This window comes from Reyranella sp. (assembly GCF_004296935.1).
Classification (GTDB): domain Bacteria; phylum Pseudomonadota; class Alphaproteobacteria; order Reyranellales; family Reyranellaceae; genus Reyranella.
This window is the reverse complement of the sequence record NZ_SCVH01000103.1, coordinates 23,390-45,845: the sequence shown is the minus strand read 5'-3', so window position 1 is coordinate 45,845 and position 22,456 is coordinate 23,390. Positions and strand designations below refer to the sequence as shown.

At 66.6% G+C, this 22,456-nt stretch carries 26 protein-coding genes and 1 other RNA gene; 16 read left to right on the top strand and 11 right to left on the bottom strand.

Annotation, left to right across the window (positions count from 1 at the left end):
- On the bottom strand, positions 1-540 hold a 540-nt coding region (locus EPO55_RS14780; RefSeq protein ID WP_363719148.1), incomplete at its 3' end, for a class I fructose-bisphosphate aldolase.
- A gap of 182 nt (positions 541-722) precedes the next feature.
- Between EPO55_RS14780 and EPO55_RS14775 the strand changes: the two genes are divergently transcribed.
- On the top strand, positions 723-2,033 hold the full coding sequence (locus EPO55_RS14775; protein WP_296337698.1) for an MFS transporter: 1,311 nt from the start codon (positions 723-725) through the stop codon (positions 2,031-2,033).
- Positions 2,034-2,130: 97 nt separating this feature from the next.
- On the opposite strand, the gene EPO55_RS14770 is transcribed toward EPO55_RS14775, so the two are convergent.
- The 8 genes from EPO55_RS14770 to EPO55_RS14735 form a co-directional block, all read right to left on the bottom strand.
- Positions 2,131-3,054 carry an allantoinase PuuE gene (locus EPO55_RS14770; protein ID WP_296337697.1) on the bottom strand — a complete coding sequence of 308 codons (924 nt, stop codon included), beginning with the start codon at positions 3,052-3,054 and terminating at the stop codon, positions 2,131-2,133.
- Positions 3,051-3,380: a hypothetical protein gene (locus tag EPO55_RS14765; protein ID WP_296337696.1), complete on the bottom strand. Its 330-nt coding sequence runs from the start codon at positions 3,378-3,380 to the stop codon at positions 3,051-3,053. Before EPO55_RS14765 ends, EPO55_RS14770 begins: the two co-directional genes overlap by 4 nt.
- A gap of 106 nt (positions 3,381-3,486) precedes the next feature.
- On the bottom strand, positions 3,487-4,410 hold the full coding sequence (locus EPO55_RS14760) for a polysaccharide deacetylase family protein (protein ID WP_296337695.1): 924 nt from the start codon (positions 4,408-4,410) through the stop codon (positions 3,487-3,489).
- Positions 4,411-4,423: 13 nt separating this feature from the next.
- Entirely contained in the window at positions 4,424-4,897 is a 474-nt protein-coding gene (locus tag EPO55_RS14755) for an ureidoglycolate lyase (RefSeq protein WP_296337693.1), read from the bottom strand.
- Between the two features lie 21 nt (positions 4,898-4,918).
- Positions 4,919-5,740 carry an ABC transporter permease gene (locus EPO55_RS14750; RefSeq protein ID WP_296337692.1) on the bottom strand — a complete coding sequence of 274 codons (822 nt, stop codon included), beginning with the start codon at positions 5,738-5,740 and terminating at the stop codon, positions 4,919-4,921.
- Entirely contained in the window at positions 5,733-6,572 is an 840-nt protein-coding gene (locus EPO55_RS14745) for an ABC transporter permease (protein WP_296337691.1), read from the bottom strand. Before EPO55_RS14745 ends, EPO55_RS14750 begins: the two co-directional genes overlap by 8 nt.
- Positions 6,569-7,588, bottom strand: coding sequence for an extracellular solute-binding protein (locus EPO55_RS14740; protein WP_296337690.1), 1,020 nt, complete (start codon positions 7,586-7,588; stop codon positions 6,569-6,571). The genes EPO55_RS14745 and EPO55_RS14740 overlap by 4 nt, the downstream gene beginning before the upstream one ends.
- Positions 7,589-7,607: 19 nt before the next feature.
- Positions 7,608-8,693 carry an ABC transporter ATP-binding protein gene (locus tag EPO55_RS14735; protein ID WP_296337689.1) on the bottom strand — a complete coding sequence of 362 codons (1,086 nt, stop codon included), beginning with the start codon at positions 8,691-8,693 and terminating at the stop codon, positions 7,608-7,610.
- A 195-nt stretch (positions 8,694-8,888) separates the two neighbouring features.
- Between EPO55_RS14735 and EPO55_RS14730 the strand changes: the two genes are divergently transcribed.
- Positions 8,889-9,575, top strand: a complete 687-nt coding sequence (locus tag EPO55_RS14730; RefSeq protein WP_296337688.1) for a GntR family transcriptional regulator — start codon at positions 8,889-8,891, stop codon at positions 9,573-9,575.
- Here the strand turns inward: EPO55_RS14730 and gap are convergent.
- The gene (gene gap / locus EPO55_RS14725; RefSeq protein WP_296337687.1) at positions 9,572-10,579 is read right to left on the bottom strand and encodes a type I glyceraldehyde-3-phosphate dehydrogenase; all 1,008 of its coding nucleotides are present in this window, start codon (positions 10,577-10,579) and stop codon (positions 9,572-9,574) included. The genes EPO55_RS14730 and gap overlap by 4 nt on opposite strands.
- 11 nt (positions 10,580-10,590) lie before the next feature.
- On the bottom strand, positions 10,591-12,579 hold the full coding sequence (tkt, locus tag EPO55_RS14720) for a transketolase (RefSeq protein ID WP_296337686.1): 1,989 nt from the start codon (positions 12,577-12,579) through the stop codon (positions 10,591-10,593).
- Positions 12,580-12,705: 126 nt separating this feature from the next.
- On the opposite strand from tkt, the gene EPO55_RS14715 reads away from it, so the two are divergent.
- The 14 genes from EPO55_RS14715 (at position 12,706) to tolB (ending at position 22,451) form a co-directional block, all read left to right on the top strand.
- Complete coding sequence (locus tag EPO55_RS14715) at positions 12,706-13,029, top strand: hypothetical protein (RefSeq protein WP_296337685.1); 324 nt, start codon at positions 12,706-12,708, stop codon at positions 13,027-13,029.
- A 135-nt stretch (positions 13,030-13,164) separates the two neighbouring features.
- Entirely contained in the window at positions 13,165-13,497 is a 333-nt protein-coding gene (locus EPO55_RS14710; RefSeq protein ID WP_296337684.1) for a cell division protein ZapA, read from the top strand.
- Between the two features lie 73 nt (positions 13,498-13,570).
- Positions 13,571-13,728, top strand: a non-coding RNA gene (gene ssrS, locus EPO55_RS14705) — 6S RNA.
- A 22-nt stretch (positions 13,729-13,750) separates the two neighbouring features.
- Positions 13,751-14,326: a 5-formyltetrahydrofolate cyclo-ligase gene (locus tag EPO55_RS14700; protein ID WP_296337683.1), complete on the top strand. Its 576-nt coding sequence runs from the start codon at positions 13,751-13,753 to the stop codon at positions 14,324-14,326.
- 3 nt (positions 14,327-14,329) lie between these two features.
- Positions 14,330-15,136, top strand: coding sequence for a TIGR00282 family metallophosphoesterase (locus EPO55_RS14695; RefSeq protein ID WP_296337682.1), 807 nt, complete (start codon positions 14,330-14,332; stop codon positions 15,134-15,136).
- Positions 15,137-15,438: 302 nt separating this feature from the next.
- A complete protein-coding gene (locus EPO55_RS14690; RefSeq protein ID WP_296337681.1) occupies positions 15,439-16,197 on the top strand; it encodes a YebC/PmpR family DNA-binding transcriptional regulator in 759 nt (252 codons plus the stop codon).
- 11 nt (positions 16,198-16,208) lie between these two features.
- Positions 16,209-16,700 carry a crossover junction endodeoxyribonuclease RuvC gene (ruvC, locus tag EPO55_RS14685; RefSeq protein ID WP_296337680.1) on the top strand — a complete coding sequence of 164 codons (492 nt, stop codon included), beginning with the start codon at positions 16,209-16,211 and terminating at the stop codon, positions 16,698-16,700.
- Entirely contained in the window at positions 16,697-17,308 is a 612-nt protein-coding gene (ruvA, locus tag EPO55_RS14680) for a Holliday junction branch migration protein RuvA (protein ID WP_296337679.1), read from the top strand. The genes ruvC and ruvA overlap by 4 nt, the downstream gene beginning before the upstream one ends.
- Positions 17,305-18,363 carry a Holliday junction branch migration DNA helicase RuvB gene (gene ruvB / locus EPO55_RS14675; RefSeq protein ID WP_296337678.1) on the top strand — a complete coding sequence of 353 codons (1,059 nt, stop codon included), beginning with the start codon at positions 17,305-17,307 and terminating at the stop codon, positions 18,361-18,363. Before ruvA ends, ruvB begins: the two co-directional genes overlap by 4 nt.
- The gene (ybgC, locus tag EPO55_RS14670) at positions 18,360-18,827 is read left to right on the top strand and encodes a tol-pal system-associated acyl-CoA thioesterase (RefSeq protein WP_296337677.1); all 468 of its coding nucleotides are present in this window, start codon (positions 18,360-18,362) and stop codon (positions 18,825-18,827) included. Before ruvB ends, ybgC begins: the two co-directional genes overlap by 4 nt.
- A 27-nt stretch (positions 18,828-18,854) precedes the next feature.
- On the top strand, positions 18,855-19,589 hold the full coding sequence (gene tolQ / locus EPO55_RS14665; RefSeq protein WP_296337676.1) for a protein TolQ: 735 nt from the start codon (positions 18,855-18,857) through the stop codon (positions 19,587-19,589).
- A complete protein-coding gene (locus tag EPO55_RS14660; RefSeq protein WP_296337675.1) occupies positions 19,589-20,107 on the top strand; it encodes an ExbD/TolR family protein in 519 nt (172 codons plus the stop codon). The genes tolQ and EPO55_RS14660 overlap by 1 nt, the downstream gene beginning before the upstream one ends.
- 22 nt (positions 20,108-20,129) lie before the next feature.
- A complete protein-coding gene (locus tag EPO55_RS14655) occupies positions 20,130-21,083 on the top strand; it encodes a hypothetical protein (RefSeq protein WP_296337674.1) in 954 nt (317 codons plus the stop codon).
- Between the two features lie 48 nt (positions 21,084-21,131).
- Entirely contained in the window at positions 21,132-22,451 is a 1,320-nt protein-coding gene (gene tolB, locus EPO55_RS14650; protein ID WP_296337672.1) for a Tol-Pal system beta propeller repeat protein TolB, read from the top strand.
- Positions 22,452-22,456 lie beyond the last annotated feature (5 nt).

The following is a 22,456-nucleotide window of genomic DNA, read 5'->3' as shown; positions in this document are numbered from 1 at the left end:
CGCCTTGTCGAGCTTGCCGCCGCGCGGATAGGACCACATGACGACGGCGAGGCCGACCGACTTGGCCTCCTCCGACATCTCGCGGATCTCTTCCATCATCTCGTACTGGTCTTCCGAGCCGGGATAGATCGTGAAGCCGATCGCGGCGCAGCCGAGCTTGAGCGCATCCATCACCGAGGCGGTGACGGCCTGGTCCTTGTTGGTCGACAGAGAATTGGCGCTGTTGACCTTGAGGATGGTCGGGATGGCACCGGCGAAAGTGTCGGCGCCGGCCTCGAGCGGGCCGAGCGGGGCGGCATAGGCGTTCAGGCCGGCATCGATCGCAAGCTGGTAGTGGTAGTGCGGATCGTAGGCGTCCGGGTTGGGCGCGAAGGAGCGGGCCGGGCCATGCTCGAAGCCCTGGTCGACAGGCAGGATCACCATCTTGCCCGAGCCGCCCAGGCGGCCGTGCATCAGGATGCGCGCGAGATTGCCCTTGGTGCCGGGATTGTCGCTCTCGTAGTTGTCGAGGATCTTCTTGACGCTGCGGGTGATCTTCACGTCCTGGCTCCCATTTGGTCCATTCTGGCCTGACCGCGCGGTGATAGCGGTGCCGGGAGACCGGTTCAAGCCCCGGAGCGGCCGACTACCTGCCACGTCGTTGACCCCGCCGCGGAGCTGTGGACAGGTTGGCCTCCCCTTCAAGCCACAACGCGGCTGGCGAAACGGATAAGGAAATATCAGTGCAGCCTCAAGTGTCGCCGGTGCCATTCGCGGCGCGCCTCCCGTTCTTCTTCGGCTGGGTGATCATCGTGGTCGCCTTCCTGACCGTGGCGGTGAGCGTGACCGCCCGCACGGCCTTCTCGCTGATGTTCCCGCCCATCGTCGACGAGTTCGGCTGGGATCGCGGCCTGGCGGCTGGCGCCTTCTCCTTCGGCTTCCTGGTCTCCGCCGTGATCAGCCCGGTGGTCGGCCGCGTCATGGACAAGCGCGGACCGCGCTTCGTGATCGAGGTCGGCGTCGTGCTGACGGCGGCGGGATTGCTGGGCGCCACGATGATGCACGCGCCGTGGCAGCTCTACGCGACGCTCGGCGTGCTGGTCGGCGCGGGGGCCAACTGCATGAGCTTTTCCGTGCAATCGCAGTACCTGCCGAACTGGTTCGTGCGCCGCCGCGCGCTCGCGATCGGACTCGCCTTTTCCGGCGTGGGTGTCGGCGCGATCCTGATCTTGCCCTGGCTGCAGACAATCATCCTGAAGGACGGCTGGCGCAGCGCCTGCTGGGCACTCGGGCTCATGACCCTGTTCGTGCTGCTGCCGATCAACCTGATCGTGACCAAGCGGCCTCAGGATCTCGGCTTGCTGCCCGACGGCGCGAAGGAACCCGGCGTCGCCGCCGCGCGTCGCGCGGCCGCCATCGTCGATCCGCACTGGACGGCGATCGAATGGACGGTCGCCAGGGCGATCCGCACGCACCGCTTCTGGTGGCTCTGCATCGGTTTTTTCTGCGGGGGCTATGCTTGGTATGCGGTGCAGGTGCACCAGACGAAGTACCTGGTCGAGATCGGCTTCAGTCCGATGCAGGCGGCCTGGTCGCTAGGCCTCGTGGCGATGGTCGGCATTCCGGGCCAGATCCTGCTTGGCGCACTCTCGGACCGCATCGGCCGCGAGATCGTCTGGAGCATCGCCGCGATGGGCTTCGCGATCTGTTACGCAGCACTCCTGGCGCTCGCCGCCGGACCGTCGGAACCGCTGCTCTATGTCATGGTCCTGTCGCAGGGCGTGCTGGGCTACTCCTTCACCAGTTTGATGGGCGCGGTGGTGGCCGAGATATTCGAAGGTCCGCACTTCGGCTCGATCTTCAGCCTGCTCATGGTCTCGTTGCTGGCCGGAGGCGCGGCGGGGCCCTGGGTCACCGGCGTGCTGTACGACGTCCAGGGCACGTACGCGACGGGCTTCGCCGTGGCGCTGGGCTTCAGCGTGCTGGGTGCCGTCTCGATCTGGTTCGCCGCACCCGGCAAGGTACGCATGGTCGCCGGGCGCGCGAAGGGCTGAGCGCGTCTTCGACATCTCGACCCATTCTGCAGCGCGCGGCGCCCGCGCTTCGCTTCGCTGCAGCGCTACACGCCGCCAGGCGCTCCTGCGGAGCGCCTTACTCGTTCAGGCCCTTGCCGTTGTAGGGGTGCGTCGCCTTCCAGTGGTTGGCGATGTCGATCCGGCGAGTCACCCACACGTTCTGGTGCTTCTGGACATGGTCCAGGAAGCGCCAAAGCCCCGCTATGCGGCCCGGATGGCCGATCAGCCGCATGTGCAGGCCGACGGACATCATCTTGGGCGCCGTGGCGCCCTCCTTATAGAGGACGTCGAAGGCGTCGCGGACGAGACTGAACCACTGGTCGGAATGGACCATGCCGGCGGCGTACTTGCCGTCGTTGTTGGTGAGCGAATAGGGCACGACCAGGTGCGGCTTGCCCTCGACGGTCTGCCAGAAGGGCAGCTCCTCGCCGTAGTAGTCGGAATCGTAGGTGAAGCCGCCTTCCTCGACCAGCAGGCGGCGCGTGTTGACGCTGGGTCCGTAGCGGCAATACCAGCCGGCCGGGCGGTCGCCCACCGTCTGCTTCAGGGATTTGATCGCCTTCTGGATATGGTCGCGCTCCTCGGCTTCGCTCAGCTGGAAGTGGCGCACCCAGCGCCAGCCATGGCAGCAGACGTCGAAGCCGGACTTGCGGATCGCTTCTGCCGCCAGCTTGTTGCGCTCCAGCGCCAGCGCGCAACCGAAGACGGTGAGCGGCAGGCCGCGTTCCTGGAAGGCGCGCATGATGCGCCAGAAGCCGACGCGGCTGCCGAACTCGAACATGCTCTCGCCAGCCAGATCGCGACCCTTCATGCCGACCGACGAGGTCGAGGATTCGGTGAGGCCGGTCTCGGTATAGCCTTCGCCGTCCTGCATGGAAGGCTCCGAGCCTTCCTCATAGTTCATGACGAAATTGATCGCGACGCGGGCGCCGCCAGGCCATTTCGGATCGGGCGGGTTGGGGCCATAGCCCACGAGGTCGCGCGTCGGCTGCCAGCTCATGTCGGTCTCCTTACCAGTTCAGCCCCCATCTGCCGGGCGATGTCGGCGATCTTGTCGTTGGGCGGCGACATCGAGATGGTCCGTACGCCGGCGCGCAGACAGGCCAGCGCATAGCCCGGCGTGTCGCCGCAATCGACGATCAGGGTGAAGGCCACGTCGGGGAACTCTTCGCGCGCGCGATCCTGAAGCGCCGCCAGGTATCCCGCGCCGTAGGTCGCGGCCGCATTCTCCGGCGTCAGCAGGATGGGTGCGCGGCCCTCGTCGCGCGCAGCCGCTAGCGCGGCCTTTGTCTGCCGCCAGTCCCTGACCAAAATTACGGGTCCCATGGTCGCAACAATACACCGGTGTCATCCCGAGCGTAGCGAGGGACCTTTCCTGTTGCTTCAAAGATCCCTCGCTTCGCTCGGGATGACAAAGGCCTATGGGCCTTTGTCACTCATTCAGCCCCTTGCCCGGATAGGGATGGGTCTTGATCCAGTGGCGGGCGATGTCGACGCGGCGGGTGACCCAGACGCCGGCATGCTTCTGGATATGGTCGAGCAGCCGCTCCAGGCCGACGGCGCGCGCCGGATGGCCGATCAGCCGCATGTGCAGGCCGACCGACATCATCTTCGGCGCCGTCGCCCCCTCGCGATAGAGCATGTCGAAGGCGTCGCGCACGAAGGAGAACCACTGGTCCGAGGTGCCGATGGCGGCGCCGAACTGGCCGTCGTTGTTGGTGACGGAGTAGGGCACCACGAGTTGGGCCTTGCCGTCGACGGTGACCCAGAACGGCAGCTCGTCGCCGTAATAGTCGCTGTCGTACAGGAACCCGCCTTCTTCCATGACGAGACGCCGCGTGTTCACGCCGGGCCCATAGCGGCAGTACCAGCCGAGCGGCCGTTCGCCGGTCATCTTCTCGATGGCGGTGATCGCCTTCCTGATGTGCTCGCGCTCCGTGGCCTCATCGAGTTCGTAATGCTTGATCCAGCGCCAGCCATGCGAGCAGACGTCGAAGCCCGACTTCTTGATCGCCTCCGAGGCTTGCGGATTGCGCTCGAGCGCCAGACCGCAGCCGAAGATCGTCATCGGCAGACCGCGCTCCTGGAAGAGTCGCATCAGGCGCCAGAAGCCGACCCGGCTGCCGTATTCGAACAGGCCTTCGGCGGCGAGGTCGCGGCCCTTGATCGACTGGCCCATGCGGCTGGCGTCACTGAGGCCGATCTCGGTGTGGCCCTCGCCGTCCTGCATCGAGGGTTCCGAGCCTTCCTCGTAGTTCATCACGAAGTTCACCGCGAGGCGTGCACCGTTCGGCCACTTGGGGTCCGGCGGATGGGCGCCATAGCCGATGAAATCGCGACGGACGTCGTAAGGCATCGCGGGCTCCGGATCAGGGAATGCGGATGGTGAAGGGCGCCACCGGCACGAATTCCTCGTCGCCCTTGGTGCCGTCACGCCACATGAAGACGGCGAAGCGGCCGGGCCGGTCGAGCACGGTGAGGCCGTGGTGCCAGGTGTCGGGCCGATAGGTGACGCCCTGCTTGCCAGTGGCGATGAAGGCGCGCACCCCGGCGAGGTCTGGGCCGCCCGCCTTTGCGTGCGGTGCCACCACGATCAGCCAGCGGCCGACATCGAGGGGCATGAAGGTCTGCGACGAGAATTGGTGGCGTTCCAGAAGGTCGGCCCTCAGCGGCCGCTCCGGCGTCTCGGGCTTCAGGCTGACCGAGAGGCTGGCATGTGCGGTCGGCCGCAGGTTGCCCAGCGCATCCTCGTAGTAGGTGCGGCCGGCTGCGTCCGGCACGTCGATCACGTCGCCGAACGGGGCGAAGGCCTCCTTGGTCAAGGGCTGCGGGACGATTTCCATGGTGACTCCCCAATCGCGCTTCTACTCGCGCATGCGGCGGGTGAGGCCCACCGTCCATTCCATGATCAGCATCAGCAGAAAGGCCACGGTGATCAATACGCCCGACACGGCGGCGATCCGGGGATCGAGCGTCGATTCCATCATGCCCCACATGCGGATCGGCAGCATGTCGGTCCGCGCGGTCGAGAGGAAGAGCGAGACCGGCACATTGTCGATCGAGGCCATGAAGGCGAGGAAGGCGCCCGCCATGATGCCCGGCGCGATCAGCGGCAGGGTGACGCGCCGCATCGTGTAGAGCCAGCTCGCGCCCAGGCTCTGCGAGGAATCGTTCAGCGCGGGATCGAGCTGCGACAGGCTGGCTGCAGTGGTCCGCAGGATGAACGGCACGGTCACGATCATGTGGCCGGCGATGATGAGGTTGAGCGATGGCCGGAAGCCCATCAGGGTGAAGTACATCAGGGCTGCCAGGCCGAAGGTGAGGCCGGGCAGCACCAGCGGCGACATGAAGAAGCTGTCGGCCACCCGCGCAAGCCTGTTGCGACTGCGGGCTAGGCCCAGGGCGGCAAGCGCGCCGAACAGGACGCCGAACGCGGTCGACCAGGCCGCGACCTCGAGCGAGTTCGAGACGGCGCGGTGGATCTGGCGCGACTTCGAGGGATCGAACAGTGCCTCATACCATTGCAGCGAGAAGCCGGTCGGCGGGAATTTTAGCGAGCGGCCCTCGGTGAACGAAGTGGTCAACACGATCACCACCGGCGCCACGATGATCAGCAGTGCCAGCACGGCCAGCGTGCCGATCGCGAGGCCGTAGGAGAGGTCCGCGAGGCTGTGCCGCCTACCCATGGACGTATCCGCCCGAGCGGCGACCGAGCCATGAGAGAGCGCTCACGACGGTGAGCACGGAGACCAGCAGCGAGATCGAGACCACGGCGGCGAACGGCCAGTTGAAGACGACCAGGGACTGCTGCCAGATCAGGAGCGGCAGGTAGATGAGCCGCACGCCGCCGATTACGGTCTGGGAAATGAAGGCCGTGGTCGAGCTCGCGAAGACCAGCAGGCAGCCGGCCACCAGCCCCGGCATGCTGAGCGGCACGATGACGGTGAAGAGCGTACGCCAGCGCGAAGCGCCGAGTGCCGCCGAGGCGTCGCGCAGGTTGGGATCGAGGCGCGACATCACACTGATCAGCGGCAGCAGCATCAGCGGCATCTCGATCTGCGTCAGCGAGATCACGAGGCCGAGCTCGGTCTGCAGCAGGCGCAGCGGCTCGGAGATGATGCCGAGGGAGAGCAGGAGCTGGTTCACGACGCCCTCGCGGCCCAGCACCACGATCCAGGCGAAGGTGCGGACGACGACCGAGAGCAGGAGCGGCATCACGATGATGAAGATCAGCACCTTCTGCAGGCGCTGAGGCGCGTCGAGATAGACCAGCGCCAGCGGGTAGCCAACCAAGATGGTCGCGCAAACCGTCTTGACGCCGAGCAACATCGTGTCGCCGATCACCTTGTAACTGAAGGGATCGCCGTAGAACTTCGCCCACTGGGCGAAGCCCGGCTCGGTGATCTTGTCGTCGTTGAAGAAGCTGACGCCGACCAGCATGAGGAGCGGCGCCAGAAAGATCGCGGCGAAGGCGAGGGCGAGTGGCAGCGTGAGCTGCCACTCGGCCAGTTTGTTCACTTCGCCATTTCCTTGTTGAACTTCTCGATCCAGGCGGCGCGCAGCGGGTTGATCTTCGACCAGTCGTGACGGACGTAGGTCGACATCTCGTCGAGGTTGGTCATCGGCAGCGAGGGCGGCAGCACGACTTCCTTGTTCACCGGGATGAAGTTGTGCGGCGGCTGGACGAGCGCATCGCCGACGGCCTTGCTGACGACGGTGTCGAAGTATTTGTAGGCGTTCTCGGCGTCGGCGGCGCCCTTGGCGATGTGCATGGTGGTGAAGAAGGCCACCGCCCCGCTATCGGGCTTGACGAACTCGATGTCGACGCCGCGGCTCTTGAGGATCGCGACCGTCTGGATGTTGGTATAGGTGATGTCGCATTGGCCCTGCTGCAGCAGCCCGGCCATGGCGGCGGGATTGCCGACCGCGGCGATCTTGGGCAGCACCTTCTTCAGCTCGACGAAAGCGGGTTCGACATTGGTCTCCGAGCCGCCGAACGCCTTGGCGATCTCGATCAGCGACACGGTGCCGAAGGTAGTCTGGAAGCCGGTGATGCCGAGCCGCGACACCCAGGGATCGCTCAGCAAGTCCTTCCAGCCCTTGGGCTTGGGCAGTTTCTTGGGATTGTAGCCGATGCCCACCACCTGGGCGCCAACGCAGATGCCCCATTCGTCGATCATGCCGGCCGGCAGTTTTGAGGCGTTGCTGATCTTCTTGCCGTCGAATTTCTCGAACAGGCCGCCGTCGATGCCGGTGATGCGGGGGCCGGGGTCGAGCACGAAGGCGTCGAACGGCGGCGCGCCGCGGGCGGCCCTCACCTTGGCGATCTGGTCGACCGCGTACAGCGGCTGCAATTCGAGATCGATGTCGTGCGCCTTCTTGAGCGCCGGCGCGACGACGGTGCGGTAGGCCTCTTCCCAACTTCCGGGATAGGTCGCGGCCGTGACGATGCCCTTGGCGTGGGCAAGCGAGGGGAGGAGCGAGGTGCCGCCGAGCGCGGTGGCGCCGGCGAGCAGGGATCTGCGGCTGAACATGAGAGGAACTCCGTGGTTGTCAGGTGGAACGCGGGAACAGGGTGGGGTGGGCATCGGCAGCGAGCATGCAGTAGATGCGGGCGGCGTCGGCTGGCGAGGCGCGTCGCGGCTCGACGATCTTGAGCGAGGCGCCATCGGTGGTGCGGGCCTCGTGCACGAGCTGGGCGCCGAGCGGCAGGCTGAGGCCGCGTTCGATGCGCCAGCTCTCCGGGCCCGGCACTTGCGACAACGCGAGTTGCTCGGGCCGCACCGACAGCATCACGGGGGCGCCGGTTGAGAGACCCGTCGGCGCAGGCAGCCGCAGCGTGGCGCCGGCGTCGAGGGCGACGGTGGCGGTGCCGCCGTCGAGCGCCGCGACCCGGCCGTTGAGCAGATTGGTCGTGCCGATGAAGCCGTTGACGAACAGGGTCTGCGGCCGGTCGTAGATCGCGACCGGCGTGTCGAACTGCTCGACCCGGCCCCTGTTCATGACGGCGATCCGGTCGGCGACGCTCATCGCCTCGTCCTGATCGTGCGTCACCAGGATGGTCGTGAGGCCGAGCGTCCGTTGCAGGCGCTTGACCTCGATCTGCATGTCGAGCCTGAGATTGCGGTCGAGCGCGGCGAAGGGCTCGTCGAGCAGCAGGATCGACGGTTCGACGGCGAGCGCGCGGGCGAGCGCCACGCGCTGTTGCTGGCCGCCCGAGAGCTGGCGCGGCAGGCGCTCGCGGAAGCCGCCGAGCTGCACGATGTCGAGGAAGCGCGAAACCTGAGCCAGGACTTCGGGCCCGCGCATGCCGCGAGCGTGAAGCCCATAGGCCACGTTCTCCGCCACGGTCATGTGCGGGAAGAGCGCGTAGTTCTGGAAGACGATGCCGATGTTGCGCTGGTTGGCGGGCAGGTGGTCGATGGTGGCTCCGTCGACCCGTACCCGGCCGCCAGCCTGGCGGACGAAGCCCGCAATCACGCGCAGCAGGGTGGTCTTGCCGCAGCCGGATGGGCCCAACAGGGCCACGACCTCGCCCGGCTCGATGGCGAGCGTCACGCCATCGACGGCCAGCGCCTGCCCGTAGCGTACGGTCAGGTCTTCGACGTCGAGTGTCCGGCCCGCCGGGGTCGATTGCATGCCGCGCCTCCTGCAGCAGAACGACGCAAGCGGCGTGCCAAGGGGAGAGTGGCGCGGCGGCTCCAAAGCGACGATGGATCGTGCGGAGTGGCTCGTTTTGTGCACATATACGGCCATAATGTGCACATTCTACTGCCAAGCCTGACCATGGCCCTTGTTCGCCGGAAGCGTGGCCCTCGCAAAGGTGATGTCGCGATGGACAAGGCCGTCTACGAGGCCATCCGGCGCGCCATGCTGATGGGCCGGTTGCTGCCCGGCACCAAGCTCGGCGAGCCGGCGCTTGCGCGCGTCCTCAAGGTCAGCCGCGAGAGGGTGCGCAAGGCATTGCACAGGCTGGTGCACGAGGGCTGGCTGGAGGCGGTGCCCAACCGCGGCACCTTCGTGCCCGCGCTCACGATCGGGGAAGTCCGGGAGATCTATGACGTACGCACGATGCTGGAGACCGCCATCGTCGGCCGGCTCTGCACCGGATACGGGCCGCCCGCGGCGCAGCGCCTCAAGGCGCACATCAACGAAGAGCGGCTGGCGGTCAGGAACGACGATCGCGGCCGGCTGTTCGGCCTGTCAGGCGAATTCCACGTGCTGCTGGCCGAGCTTTGCGGCAACGAGCAGCTCTCGAAACTGCTGCGTGGATTGCTGACGCGCTCGACCATGCATTTTTCGCTGTCGGCGCCGGAGCGCTTCCACAACTGCGCCGGTCCACACGATCACGCCGACATCGTCAAGGCGATCCTGGCGCGCGACGCAAAAAAGGCGGCCAAGCTGATGCTCGACCACCTTTTGGGTCTCGTCGAATGGCAATCGGCCTGGCAGCCGCCCCCGAATCCGGTGAGGCTCGAGGAGGCGTTTCGCGGGATCGCAGCCGTAAGACGGCCAGCCTAGCCGAGCTTGCCCATCGCCACGGCGGTGTCGGACATGCGGTTGGAGAAGCCCCACTCGTTGTCGTACCAGCTCATGACACGCACCAGGGTGCCGTCCATGACCTTGGTCTGGTCCATGTGGAAGGTCGAGGAGTGCGGGTCGTGGTTGAAGTCGATCGACACGTTGGGCGCGTCGGTCCAGCCCAGGATACCCTTGAGCTGGTTGGCGGCGGCGAGCTTCACGGCCTTGTTGATCTCGCCTACATCGGTCTTGCGCGAGGCCACGAACTTGAAGTCGATCACCGAGACGTTGGGCGTCGGCACGCGGATGGAGACGCCGTCGAGCTTGCCGTTCAACTCCGGCAGCACCAGGCCCACCGCCTTGGCGGCACCGGTCGAGGTCGGGATCATCGACAGGGCGGCCGCGCGGCCGCGGTAGAGATCCTTGTGCATGGTGTCGAGCGTCGGCTGGTCGCCGGTGTAGGCGTGGATCGTCGTCATGAAGCCGTGCGTGATGCCGACCGCGTCGTTCAACACCTTGGCGACCGGCGCCAGGCAGTTGGTCGTGCACGAGGCGTTGGAGACGACCAGGTGATCCTTGGTGAGTTTGTCGTGGTTGACGCCGTAGACGACGGTGAGGTCGGCGCCGTCGGCGGGGGCGGAGACCAGCACGCGCCGGGCGCCGGCGTCGATGTGGGCGGAGGCCGCCTTCTTCGACGTGAAGAAGCCGGTGCATTCGAGCGCGATGTCGACGCCCATCGCCTTGTGCGGCAGTTTGGCGGGGTCACGCTCGGCCGTGACCTTGATCTTGCCACGGCCGACGTCGATCGTGTCGCCGTCGACCTTGACCTCGCCGTTGAAGCGGCCGTGCACCGAGTCGAAGCGGAAGAGATGGGCGTTGGTCTCGACCGGGCCGAGATCGTTGATCGCCACGACCTCGATGTCCTTGCGCCCCGATTCCATGATGGCGCGCAGGACGTTGCGGCCAATGCGCCCGAAGCCGTTGATTGCTACCCGTACAGCCATGTCTTCCTCCGTCAATTAGCCAGCCGGCGTGCCTCTGCGGCGATCGCCTCGGCGGTGATTCCGAAATGCTTGTAGAGATCCGTGGCCTTGGCCGATGCGCCGAAACCCTTCATGCCGACGAAGGCGCCTCGGCTGCCAAGCCAGCGCTCCCAGCCGAAGCCCGATGCTGCTTCGCAGGCGACGCGAATGGTGCCGTCGCCGCCCAGGACCTCGTTCCTGTACGAGGCATCCTGTGCCGCGAAGAGCTCCCACGACGGCAACGATACCACCGCGGCGGCCACGCCCTCCTTGGCCAGCAGATCGCGCGCGGCGAGGGCCAGTTGGACTTCCGAGCCCGTGGCGATCAGGCGGACGCCGGCCGAAGCCTCGCCCGCCAGGATATAGGCGCCGCGGGCGCACAGATTTTCGTCGCCGGCGCCACGCACCGTCGGCAGGTTCTGGCGCGTCAGCGCGATGACGCTGGGTGTGTGGTGCGACTCGAGCGCAAGCTGCCAGCACTCCGCCGTCTCGATGGCGTCGGCCGGGCGCAGCACCCGGAGGTTGGGAATGGCGCGCAGCGCCGCCAGATGCTCGACCGGCTGGTGAGTCGGCCCGTCTTCGCCGAGCCCGATCGAATCGTGGGTCATCACATAGATCACCCTAAGCCCCATCAGCGCCGACAGACGGATGGCGCCGCGGCAATAGTCGGTGAACACCAGGAAGGTGCCGCCGTAAGGGATCACCCCGCCGTGCAGCGCCATGCCGTTCATGGCCGCGGCCATCGCGTGCTCGCGGATGCCGTAATAGACGTAGCGACCCGAGGCGTCGCTGCGCGTAAGCGGTTTCAGGGTGGCGGTCTTGGTGTTGTTCGAGCCGGTGAGGTCGGCCGAGCCGCCGATCGTGTCGGGCAGCACCGGGTTGATGACTTCCAGCACTTCCTGGCTGGACTTGCGCGTGGCCCAGGCGGGCTTCTCGGCGGCGACCTTGGCCTTGAAGGCACTGATCGCCTCGCCGACCGCGGCGGGAATGTCACCGCGTTGGCGGCGGGCAAACTCCGTCCGTTCCTCGGGCGCCACCGACGCCAGCCGTTTGGCCCACTTGCGTCGCGCCGACTTGCCGCGCGCACCGATCTTGCGCCAGGCCGAGAAGATCGCCTCGGGAATGTCGAACGGGGCGTGGCTCCAGCCGAGCTTCTGCCGGGCGCCCGCGATCTCATCCTTGCCGAGTGGCGAGCCGTGCGTGGCCGCGGTGCCGGCCTTGGTCGGCGCGCCGTAGCCGATCACCGTCTTGCAGGCGATCAGCGACGGCTTGTCGGTGACGTTGCGCGCCTTGCGGATGGCGCGGGTGACCGCGTCGGCGTCATGGCCGTCGACCGACAGCACATGCCAGCCGGCAGCGGCGAAGCGCTTCTTGTGATCTTCCGAGGTGCTGAGCGAGGTGGCGCCATCGATCGTGATGCCGTTGTCGTCGAACAGCACGATCAGGCGGCCGAGGCCGAGGTGTCCCGCCAGCGTGATCGCCTCCTGGCCCACGCCCTCCATGAGACAGCCGTCGCCGGCGATCACATAGGTGAAGTGGTCGACGAGATCGCGGCCGAAGCGCTCGGCGAGCAGGCGTTCGGCGATGGCGAAACCGACCGAGTTGCCGAGCCCTTGGCCGAGCGGGCCAGTCGTGGTCTCGATGCCGCTGGCATGGCCGTGCTCGGGGTGGCCGGCGGTGCGGCTGCCGAGCTGGCGGAAGTTCTTCAACTCGTCGAGCGTCATGTCGGCATAGCCGGTCAGATGCAGCAACGAATAAAGCAGCATCGACCCGTGGCCGGCCGACAGGATGAAGCGGTCGCGGTCGGGCCAGTTCGGCTCCGAGGCATCGAACCTCAGGAATTTCGAGAACAGGACGGTGGCGACGTCGGCCATGCCCATCGGCATGCCGGGATGGCCGGAGTCCGCCTGCTGCACGGCATCCATGGCCAAGGCCCTGATGGCGTTCGCCATGTCGCGGTGGGCGGCGGTCTGTTCGGTCATTTTGTGCGTGCGCCGTATGGTTTTTGGGAGCGGCGCGCAACATGCCGACCGCACTTTGGCGCGTCAATGCGCAAAACCTCGCCCGAGGGCAACATCTTGCGGCGAGCGTTGCTCCACAGGGCCCAGATGTTGACCGCTCCCGGCTGCTCAACTTATCCTTCCGGCATGGAGCAGATGCAGCCGGGAGACCCACTGCGATCCGCCGGCGGGGGGGCGATGTCCAAGGCAGCCAGTGCGAAGGACCGCGTGGACGTTGCGCTCAGCCGGCTTGAAACGATGCTCGAGGAGCGCCTGCGGGCCGAAGCGGTGCGATCCGAAGAACTCGCCAAACGCCTCAACAAGCTGGAACAGCAGCACGACGAATTGAAGAAAGTCGCCATCGACGTCGAAGGGCGGCTGGAGCGGGCGATGGAATATATCCGCTCCTTGCTCGCCGCCGACCAGGAGTAGCCGGGTCCGCCGGACTTCCCTGCGCGGGCCTCCCACATGGGCTCCCCCACGCGGGTGATGCTTCGTCGGGCGCGACGTGTCAGAGTACGCATCCCCTCGAACGCCGTAAGGCGCAAAAAACAGGAGTAGCGGACAATGCCGCAGGTTTCGATTCAGATCGCCAATCGTACCTATGAACTCGCCTGTGGCGATGGCGAAGAAGAACGCGTCCAGGAACTCGCTGCCTATGTCGACGAAAAGGTCGGCGAACTCCGCAAGCAGTTGCCGGGCGCCCCCGAAATCAAGCTGATGGTCTTCGCCTCCCTCCTGCTGGCCGAGGAGAGCCGCGAGGCCCGTGGCGTCGCCAAGGCGGCGGAAAATGCCCGCGCGAGTGCCACCGACAGCGCCGAGACGCTGGCCACGGCGCTCGAGGACCTGATCACCGCCCGGGTCGACAAGATGTCCAGGAAGGTGAGTGGCGCGGCCTGAAAGCCCGCTCTGGCTCATATTGGCGGGGGCTCATTGCGGTGCCCGCCCCGAGTGCCTAGATTGAAGGTGGGGCGGATTTCTGCGCGGCGCGTGGTTCGCTTAAAACCCCGGGGCCAATAAGAACTCCCGGGAACTGTTCCTGGTTGGGACCTTGGTCCCGATCACACGGTGCCCACCTGCACTAGCAGGCCTTGGAGGTCTTACGAACCATCGGCCCATCGTGGAGCCGCCCCACCTTGTTTCTTCTCACGACATGACCCTGATCGACGCCAAGCGCACCCTGCGCAGCGCCATGCTTGCCTGGCGCGGTGCCCTGGAGGAGGAAGAGCGCCGCACCGCCGCGGCCGGGCTGCTCGCCACCCTGCGCCGGGAGCGGCCGATCGAGACGCCGGCGGTCGTTTCCGGCTTCTGGCCGATCAAGGACGAGATCGACATCCGGCCTTTGATGATCGAGCTGTTCAACCAGGGCTGTCAGCTGGCGCTGCCGGTCGTGCAGGGCCGGGGCCAGCCACTGCTGTTTCGTGCCTGGCGTCCGGGCGATCCCCTTGAAGCGGGCGTCTTCGGCACCCTGCAACCTTCTGCGCGGCGCGAGACGGTGGAACCCGACGCGCTGCTGGTCCCCCTGCTGGCCTGTGACAAGGAGGGCTGGCGGCTGGGATATGGCGGCGGCTTTTACGACCGCACGCTCCTTGGCCTGCGGGCAACGCGCAAGGTAACGGCGGTCGGCGTCGGCTTCGACGCGCAGGTCGTTCCCGATGTGCCGCACGGGCCAGGCGACCAGCGCCTCGATTGGATGTTGACCGACCGGCGCGCTTGCGCCTTTGTCTAGCGCATGAAAGTTCTGTTTTGTGGCGACATCGTCGGTCGTGCCGGCCGGGATGCGGTGATCAAGGAGGTCCCGCGGCTGCGGCGCGAACTCGGTCTCGATTTCGTGGTGGTGAACGGCGAGAACGCAGCGGCAGGCTTCGGCATCACGGCCAAGATCTGCGCCGAGCTTCACGAGGCCGGCGTCGATTGCATCACGACGGGCAACCATGCCTGGGACCAGCGGGAGATCATCCCCTATATCTCCCAGGACAAGCGGCTGCTGCGGCCGATCAATTTTCCGCCCGGCACCCCGGGTTGGGGCGCCAACCTGTTCCAGACGGCGCGCGGGCAGAAGATCGTCGTGATCAATGTCATGTGCCGGCTGTTCATGGACGCCCTCGACGATCCGTTCCGGGCCCTCGATGTCGAACTCGCCAAGTACGGGTTGGGCCGCTCGGCGCACTTCATCCTGGTCGACGTTCATGGCGAGGCGACTAGCGAGAAGCAGTCGGTCGGTCACTACTGCGATGGCCGCGTGTCGGCTGTCCTGGGCACCCACAGCCATGTGCCGACAGCCGACTCCTGGATCCTTCCCGGCGGTACGGCCTATCAGACCGATGTCGGCATGTGCGGCGACTACGATTCGGTGATCGGCATGAAAAAGGACGTCGCCGTGCAGCGTTTCCTCAAGAAGATGCCGGGTGAGCGCCTGTCGCCGGCCGAAGGCGAGGGCACTTTGTGCGCGGCGGTGGTAGAAACCGACGACAAGACCGGCCTGGCCCGGTCGGTTCGCCCCCTCCGGCTGGGGGGCCGCCTGCCGCCTGCCGGCTAGGTCGCAGCATCTTGTATCCCACAGGCCTCGTTCGTAGCTATTAGAAGTGTCAAAAGACGGTGATTGACGGCCTGGGGAAAATTAGTCATCCTCTTGATGTTAAACGATTTTTCGCTGCGTTGGCGAACTGTCTTCAAAGGTTAGAGGGGGCGTCGGAATCTAGGTTCCGACGTTTTTTAGCGGGGGCTTCGGCCCCCGCCTTTTTTTGTCCGCAACGCCGCTTGTACGGTCTGCGATCCTGCCAAAACCCACGAGAAGTGGTATAGCCAAGCCTCCAAGTCACTTAATCTGGTTGTCGGGCGATGGCGGGGCATTCCCAATTCAAGAACATCATGCACCGCAAAGGGCGTCAGGACGCCCAGCGGGCGAAGATCTTTACCAAAATTATCCGTGAAATCACCACGGCGGCGCGCCTCGGTGCGGCCGATCCCAACGCCAACCCGCGCCTGCGCGCGGCGGTAATCGCGGCCCGCGACGCCAACATGACCCGCGACACGATCGATCGCGCCATCAAGCGCGGCTCGGGCTCGGACGCGGACGCCAATTATGACGAGGTCCGGTACGAGGGCTACGGGCCGGGTGGCGTGGCGCTGATCGTCGAGGCGCTGACCAACAACCGCAACCGCACCGCGGGCGAGGTCCGGTCGAGCTTCAGCAAGTACGGCGGCAACCTGGGTGAATCCAACAGCGTGTCGTTCATGTTCGATCGCCTGGGCGAGTTCCGGTTTCCGCTGTCCGCCGGCAGCCCCGACGACGTCCTGGAGAAGGCGATCGACGCCGGCGCCGATGACGTCGTGAGCGGCGAGGGGCCGGAGGGAGTGCATGAGATCTATTGCGCCCAGGACAGTTTCAACGCGGTGCGCGAGGCGCTCGAGAAATCGCTCGGACAGCCGTCGGCTGCGAAGCTGACCTGGCGGCCCAAGACCACGACGCCGGTCGAGGGCGATAGCGTCCAGACGCTGTTCACCCTGATCGCGGCCCTCGAGGACAACGACGACGTTCAGAACGTCTACGCCAATTTCGAGGCGTCGGACGATGCCCTGGCGAAGTTCGCGGCCTGAAGCGTGACCCCATGAGATTGATCGGCCTCGATCCCGGTCTGCGGTTGACCGGCTGGGGCGTGATCGACGTCGACGGCAACCGCCTGCGTCATGTCGCCCACGGCGTCGTCAAGGTGGCGACCGCGGGAACCCTGGCCGAACGGCTGCGGGAGCTGTTCGATGGCGTGGCAGGCATCGTGGCGGCACACCGGCCGCTCGAGGCGGCGGTCGAGGAGACATTCGTGAACGCGAATCCCGGCTCGACCCTGAAACTCGGCCAGGCACGCGGCGTGGTGATGCTGGCGCCGGCGCAGGCTGGCCTGCCGGTCTACGAATATGCCGCCAACCTCGTGAAGAAATCCGTGACCGGCGCGGGCCATGCCGACAAGCACCAGATCGCCATGATGGTCGGCCGCCTGTTGCCCGGCGTCGAGGCCACCGCCGATGCCGCCGACGCGCTCGCCGTCGCCATCTGCCATGCCCATCATCGGGCTACGGCCAAACGCATCGAGGCGGCGCTGTGATCGCCAAGCTGAAGGGCGTGGTGGATGCCGTCGACACCGACAGCGCGATCGTCGATGTCGGCGGCGTCGGCTACCTCGTCTCGGCGTCGGCCCGGACCTTGCGAAACCTCGTGGTCGGCGAACCGGCGACGGTGCTGGTCGAGACCATCGTGCGCGAGGATGCCATCGCGCTCTACGGCTTCCTGGAGACCGCCGAACGCGACTGGTTCCGCATTCTGACGACGGTCCAGGGCGTGGGGGCGCGCGTGGCGCTGTCGATCCTCTCGACGCTGTCGCCGGACGAGATCGCGCGCGCGATTGCCGCCCAGGACCGTGCGACGCTGAGCCGTCCGGCCGGCGTCGGGCCGAAGCTCGCGGCGCGTCTCGCCACCGAGCTCAAGGACAAGGCGGCCGCGTTCGGCATCGCCTCGCCTGCGTCGAACGCAGCCGAGACCGCGGCGTCGGCGCCTGCCGGCTCGCTCAACGAGGATGCCGTCTCGGCTCTGGTCAATCTCGGATATCGCCGGGTCGAGGCTTTCGGTGCGGTGGCGCGCGTGACCCAGCGGCTGGGTGCTGATGCCAGGCTCGATGCCGTGATTCGTGCCGGTCTGCAGGAGTTGGCGCGATGAACGCCACGACCGATCGGCTGGTCGCGCCCAAGCGGGCGGAAGAGGACGCCGCCGAGCTCGCGCTGCGGCCGCAGACCCTCGACGATTTCATCGGCCAGAAGCAGGTCCGCGAGAACCTCAAGATCTTCATCGCCGCGGCCAAGGCGCGGGGCGAGGCGCTCGACCACGTGCTGTTCCACGGCCCTCCCGGGCTCGGCAAGACGACGCTGGCGCAGATCGTCGCCCGCGAGATGGGGGCAGGTTTCCGCGCCACGTCGGGGCCGGTGATCCAGAAGGCGGGAGACCTCGCGGCGCAGCTGACCAACCTGCAGCCGCACGATGTCCTCTTCATCGACGAGATTCACCGCCTCAATCCGGCGATCGAGGAAGTGCTCTATCCCGCGATGGAGGATTTTCAGCTCGACCTGATGATCGGCGAGGGGCCGGCCGCCCGCTCGGTCCGCATCGAACTGCCCCCGTTCACACTGGTCGGCGCGACGACGCGCTCCGGCCTGATGACCCGCCCGCTGCGCGAGCGGTTCGGCATCCCGCTGCGCATGGTGTTCTACGAGCCGGCCGAATTGGAGACCATCGTGCAGCGCGCGGCGCGCGTGCTGAAGATGTCGATGTCCAAAGACGGCGGAGCGGAGATCGCCAAGCGTTCGCGCGGCACGCCGCGGGTGGCCAACCGCCTGCTGCGCCGTGTTCGAGACTTCGCGTCGGTTGCCGGTCATGCCGTGGTCAATGCGGCAGTGGCCGACGACGCGCTGGTCCGGCTCGAGGTCGATGGACGCGGCCTCGACGCCATGGACCGCCGCTACCTTGGCTGCATCGCCGAGAACTACGGCGGCGGACCGGTTGGCGCGGAGACCCTGGCGGCCGCCCTGTCCGAGCAGCGCGACGTGATCGAGGACGTGATCGAACCCTACCTGATGCAACTCGGGCTGCTGATGCGCACGCCACGCGGGCGACTGTTGTCCGAGGGTGGTTACCGCCATCTCGGCCTGGCAGTGCCCAAGGACCAGAAGCAGCAGCTCGACCTGCTGGCGACGGGCAGCTCGGCGGAGGAGGCGTGACAGCGCCCACCTCGGGCCGCATCGCCGACGGCGCCCATGTGCTGCCGCTCCGGGTCTATTACGAGGACACCGATGCGGCCGGCATCGTCTACTATGCCAACTGGCTGCGCTTCCTCGAACGTGGCCGCACCGAATTGCTCCGGCTGCTCGGCCACGAGCACAGCGCCTTGCGCGAGGCGCGCGACGTGAGTTGGGTCGTCCGCCGCTGCGCCATCGACTATCTGAAGCCCGCCCGGCTGGACGAGTCGATCGAGATCGTCACCAGCTGTGGTGAATTGCGCGGTGCCTCGCTGGATATGCTCCAGCAGGCTCGCCGTGGTGAAGAAACCCTGGTCCGCGCCGAGCTGACCGTCGCCTGCATGGGCGCGGCCGGCCGGCCGGTCCGATTGCCGCCGCACGTGCGGACTGCCTTGGCCCAGGTCGTGGTGAGCGGCTCGCCCCGCTCACGCCATATTCGGATATAACCCTCTTGAACCAACGGAGAATCTAAAATGGACGCGTTTGCGCAAGTCGCCGGAGCCCCCCTCGGCGGCGGCACAGGGACGATCGATATGTCGGTCTACGGCCTGTTCATGCAGGCCGACTGGGTCGTCAAGGCGGTGATGATTGCCTTGCTGATCGCGTCCTTCTGGTCGTGGGCGATCATCTTCGAGAAGGTCCTCCGGTTGCGGACGCTGAAGCGCAGCGCCCAGTCCTTCGAGGACACCTTCTGGTCTGGCATCTCGCTCGAGGATCTCTACGACCGCGTCGGCGCCAAGCCCGACGATCCGATGTCGAGCGTCTTCGCCGCCGCCATGCGCGAGTGGCGCCGCTCGGTCTCCAAGGGCCTGGCGACCAGCGCCACGGCGCGCGCCGCGCTCCGCCAGCGCATCGAGCAGGTGATGAGCGTCACCATCCAGCGCGAGATGGAGGCGATCGAGAAGCGCCTGGGCTTCCTCGCCACGGTCGGCGCCAACGCCACCTTCGTCGGCCTGTTCGGCACGGTCTGGGGCATCATGAACAGCTTCGGCCATATCGCGCAGTCGAAGAACACGTCGCTTGCCGTCGTGGCGCCGGGCATTTCCGAAGCCCTGTTCGCCACCGCCATCGGACTGGTCGCGGCAATCCCGGCCGCCGGCGCCTACAACATTCTCTCGGGACAGGTGCAGCGCTACAGCCACCAGCTCGAGGCGTTCGCCGGTGAGTTCATCACCATCCTGTCGCGTCAGCTCGAGGAGCAGGTCTGATGGCAGCCATCATTCCCAGCGGCGGCGGAGGCGGCGGCAGCCGGTTCCGGCGGCGGCAGAATTTCAGTCCGATCGCCGACATCAACGTGACGCCGATGGTCGATGTCATGCTGGTGCTGCTGGTCATCTTCATGATCACCGCGCCGCTGCTGCAGGTCGGCGTGCCCGTGGATTTGCCGAAGACGAGCGCCCAGCAGGTCGGCGGCAAGGACGAGCCTTTGGTCGTATCGGTCAACTCGAAGGGCGAGGTGTTCCTGGGTGAAACGCCGTACGACATCGCCGGGTTGGCCGCCAAACTGAAGGCGGTTCACGAGGAGAAGCCCGACCAGCGCGTGTTCATGCGCGGCGACAAAGCCGTGGACTATGGAAAGATGATGGAGGTCATGGGCGTGGTGATCGACAGCGGCTTCCGCCAGCTCGGCCTTCTGGGCGAGCAGGCGCAGCAGCTCGGCAAGGGGGGTGGCACGGTGACGCCGGCCCCGGCACCGCGCGCGCCACAGCCTGCGCCGCGCCGGTAGAAAGTTGGAGGCGAAGCAATCGATGGTCGGACGTTCTCCCACCAGCATCGAGATGCGCACACCGGCGATCGTGTCGGCGATGGTGCACGTCTTCGTTCTGGCGGCGGCGGTCCTGAACCTCGATTTCTTCGGCCGGACGCCGCCGATCGAGCCCGAACCGGTGATGGTCGAATTCGAGGCGATCGACAAGAAGGCTGCGGCGCCCACCGTCGGCAATCCGCCGCCGCAGCCCAAGGACGTGCCGATCGCGCAGGAAACGACCAAGGCGCCGCCGCCCAAGACCGCCGACCCGCCGCCGGCACCGCCGCCGCCGAAGCCCGAGGTCGCCGAGGCCAAGCCGCCGCCGCCGACCCCCGCGGAGAAGCCCAAGCCCGAGCCGGCCAAGCCGGTCGAGGATCTCGTGGCGCTGAAGCCGAAGGAGCCGGAGCCGCCCAAGGCCGAGAAGCCGCCGGAACCGCCCAAGCCTGCGCCCGAGGCAAAGAAGCCCGAGCCGCCGAAGCCGCCGCCGCCCAAGCCGCAGCCGCCCAAGCAGGACCGGGCCGATGCGATTCTCGACGACATCCTGAAGAACAAGCAGTCGCCGCAGAAGGTCCAGACTCCGGAGCAGCAGCCCAAGCCGGTGCAGCAGGTCACGCGCCAGGCGCCGGCGGCGCCCAACCTTGCCGCCGTGGTGACGGCGAGCGAGATCGAAGGTGTGCGGAGCAAGATCCGGCCGTGCTGGAATTTTCCCGCCGGCGTGAAGGATCAGGCCGGGCTGATCGTGACCCTGGTCGTGCAGATGAATCAGGACGGTACGCCGGTGAAAGCCGATCTCAAGGAGCCTGGGCGCTACAACAATGATCCGACCTATCGCGCCGCCGCCGACGCCGCTCATCGTGCGATCATGAATCCGCGTTGCCAGCCGTGGCCGCTCTCGTCGGAGAAGTTCAACAACTGGCGCACGATCACTTTCAATTTCGATCCACGCGACTACTGATGGATGTCGCGCTATAGAGGCAATGTGCTCATGAATACGAGGTTCGACATGATGCTCCCCCGACGCCAGACGATCCTGGGTGGTGTTGCGCTGGCTGCCGGCACGGCGGCGCCTGCCGCCGCACAGCTCACCATCGACATGACCAAGCCCAGCTTCGAGCCGGTGCCGATCGCGATCGTCGACTTCAAGGGCGACAAGGTCGGCGCGGATATCGCCGGCGTGGTCCGCAACGATCTGCAGAACTCCGGTCTGTTCAGGTCGATCGCGCCCAGCACATTCATCCAGCAGAATATCGATCCAAATCAGCCGCCACGTTTTCCCGAATGGCGCCAGATCGGTGCGGCCGGCGTCGTCGTCGGCCAGGTCACGACGGCGGGCGGCAACATCAAGGTCGATTTCCGGCTGTGGGACGTCGTCGTCGGCCAGCAGGCGACGGGCCTCTCCTTCACCAGCCAGCCCAACAACTGGCGGCGTCTCGCGCATATCATCGCCGACGCCATCTACAAGCGCGTGACCGGCGAGGAGGGCTACTTCGACACGCGCGTGGCCTACGTCTCCGAGACCGGACCGCTCGGCGCCCGCGTCAAGCGCATCGCCATCATGGACCAGGATGGATTCAACAACCGCTACATCACTGATGGCCGCTCCATCGCCCTTACGCCGCGCTTCTCGCCGACGCTCCAGGAAATCGTCTACATGGCGTATGGCGAGAGGAACGAGCAGCCGCGTGTCTACCTGCAGAACGTTGACAGTGGCCGACGCGAGCTGCTCGGCAACTTCCCGGGCATGAGCTTCGCGCCGCGCTTCTCGCCCGACGGCACGAAAGTGGTGATGAGCATTTCGGCCGACGGCAACAGCGACATCTACCAGATGGACGTGCGCGGGCGGGCGCTGCAACGGCTCACAAATTCGCCGGCGATCGACACCTCGCCCTGCTATTCCAACGACGGCACGCAGATCGTGTTCAACTCCGATCGCGGCGGCACGCAGCAGCTCTACGTGATGAGCGCGAGCGGCGGCGGCGATCGCCGCATCAGTTTCGGCGAAGGACGCTATGCAACGCCGGTGTGGTCGCCGCGCGGCGACTTCATCGCCTTCACCAAGATATCCGCCGGCAGCTTCGGCATCGGCGTGATGCGGGCCGACGGCAGCGGCGAGCGCATGCTGGCGAGCGGATTCCTCGTCGAGGGCCCGACCTGGGCGCCGAACGGCCGCGTGCTGATGTTCTTCCGTCAGCAGCCGAATTCAGGCGGGCGTGCCGGTTCGGTCACGCTGCACCAGATCGACATCACGGGGCGCTTCGAGCGCCAGGTGCCGACGCCGACGGATGCATCTGATCCGGCCTGGTCGCCCTTGATTCCACAGTAGCTGAG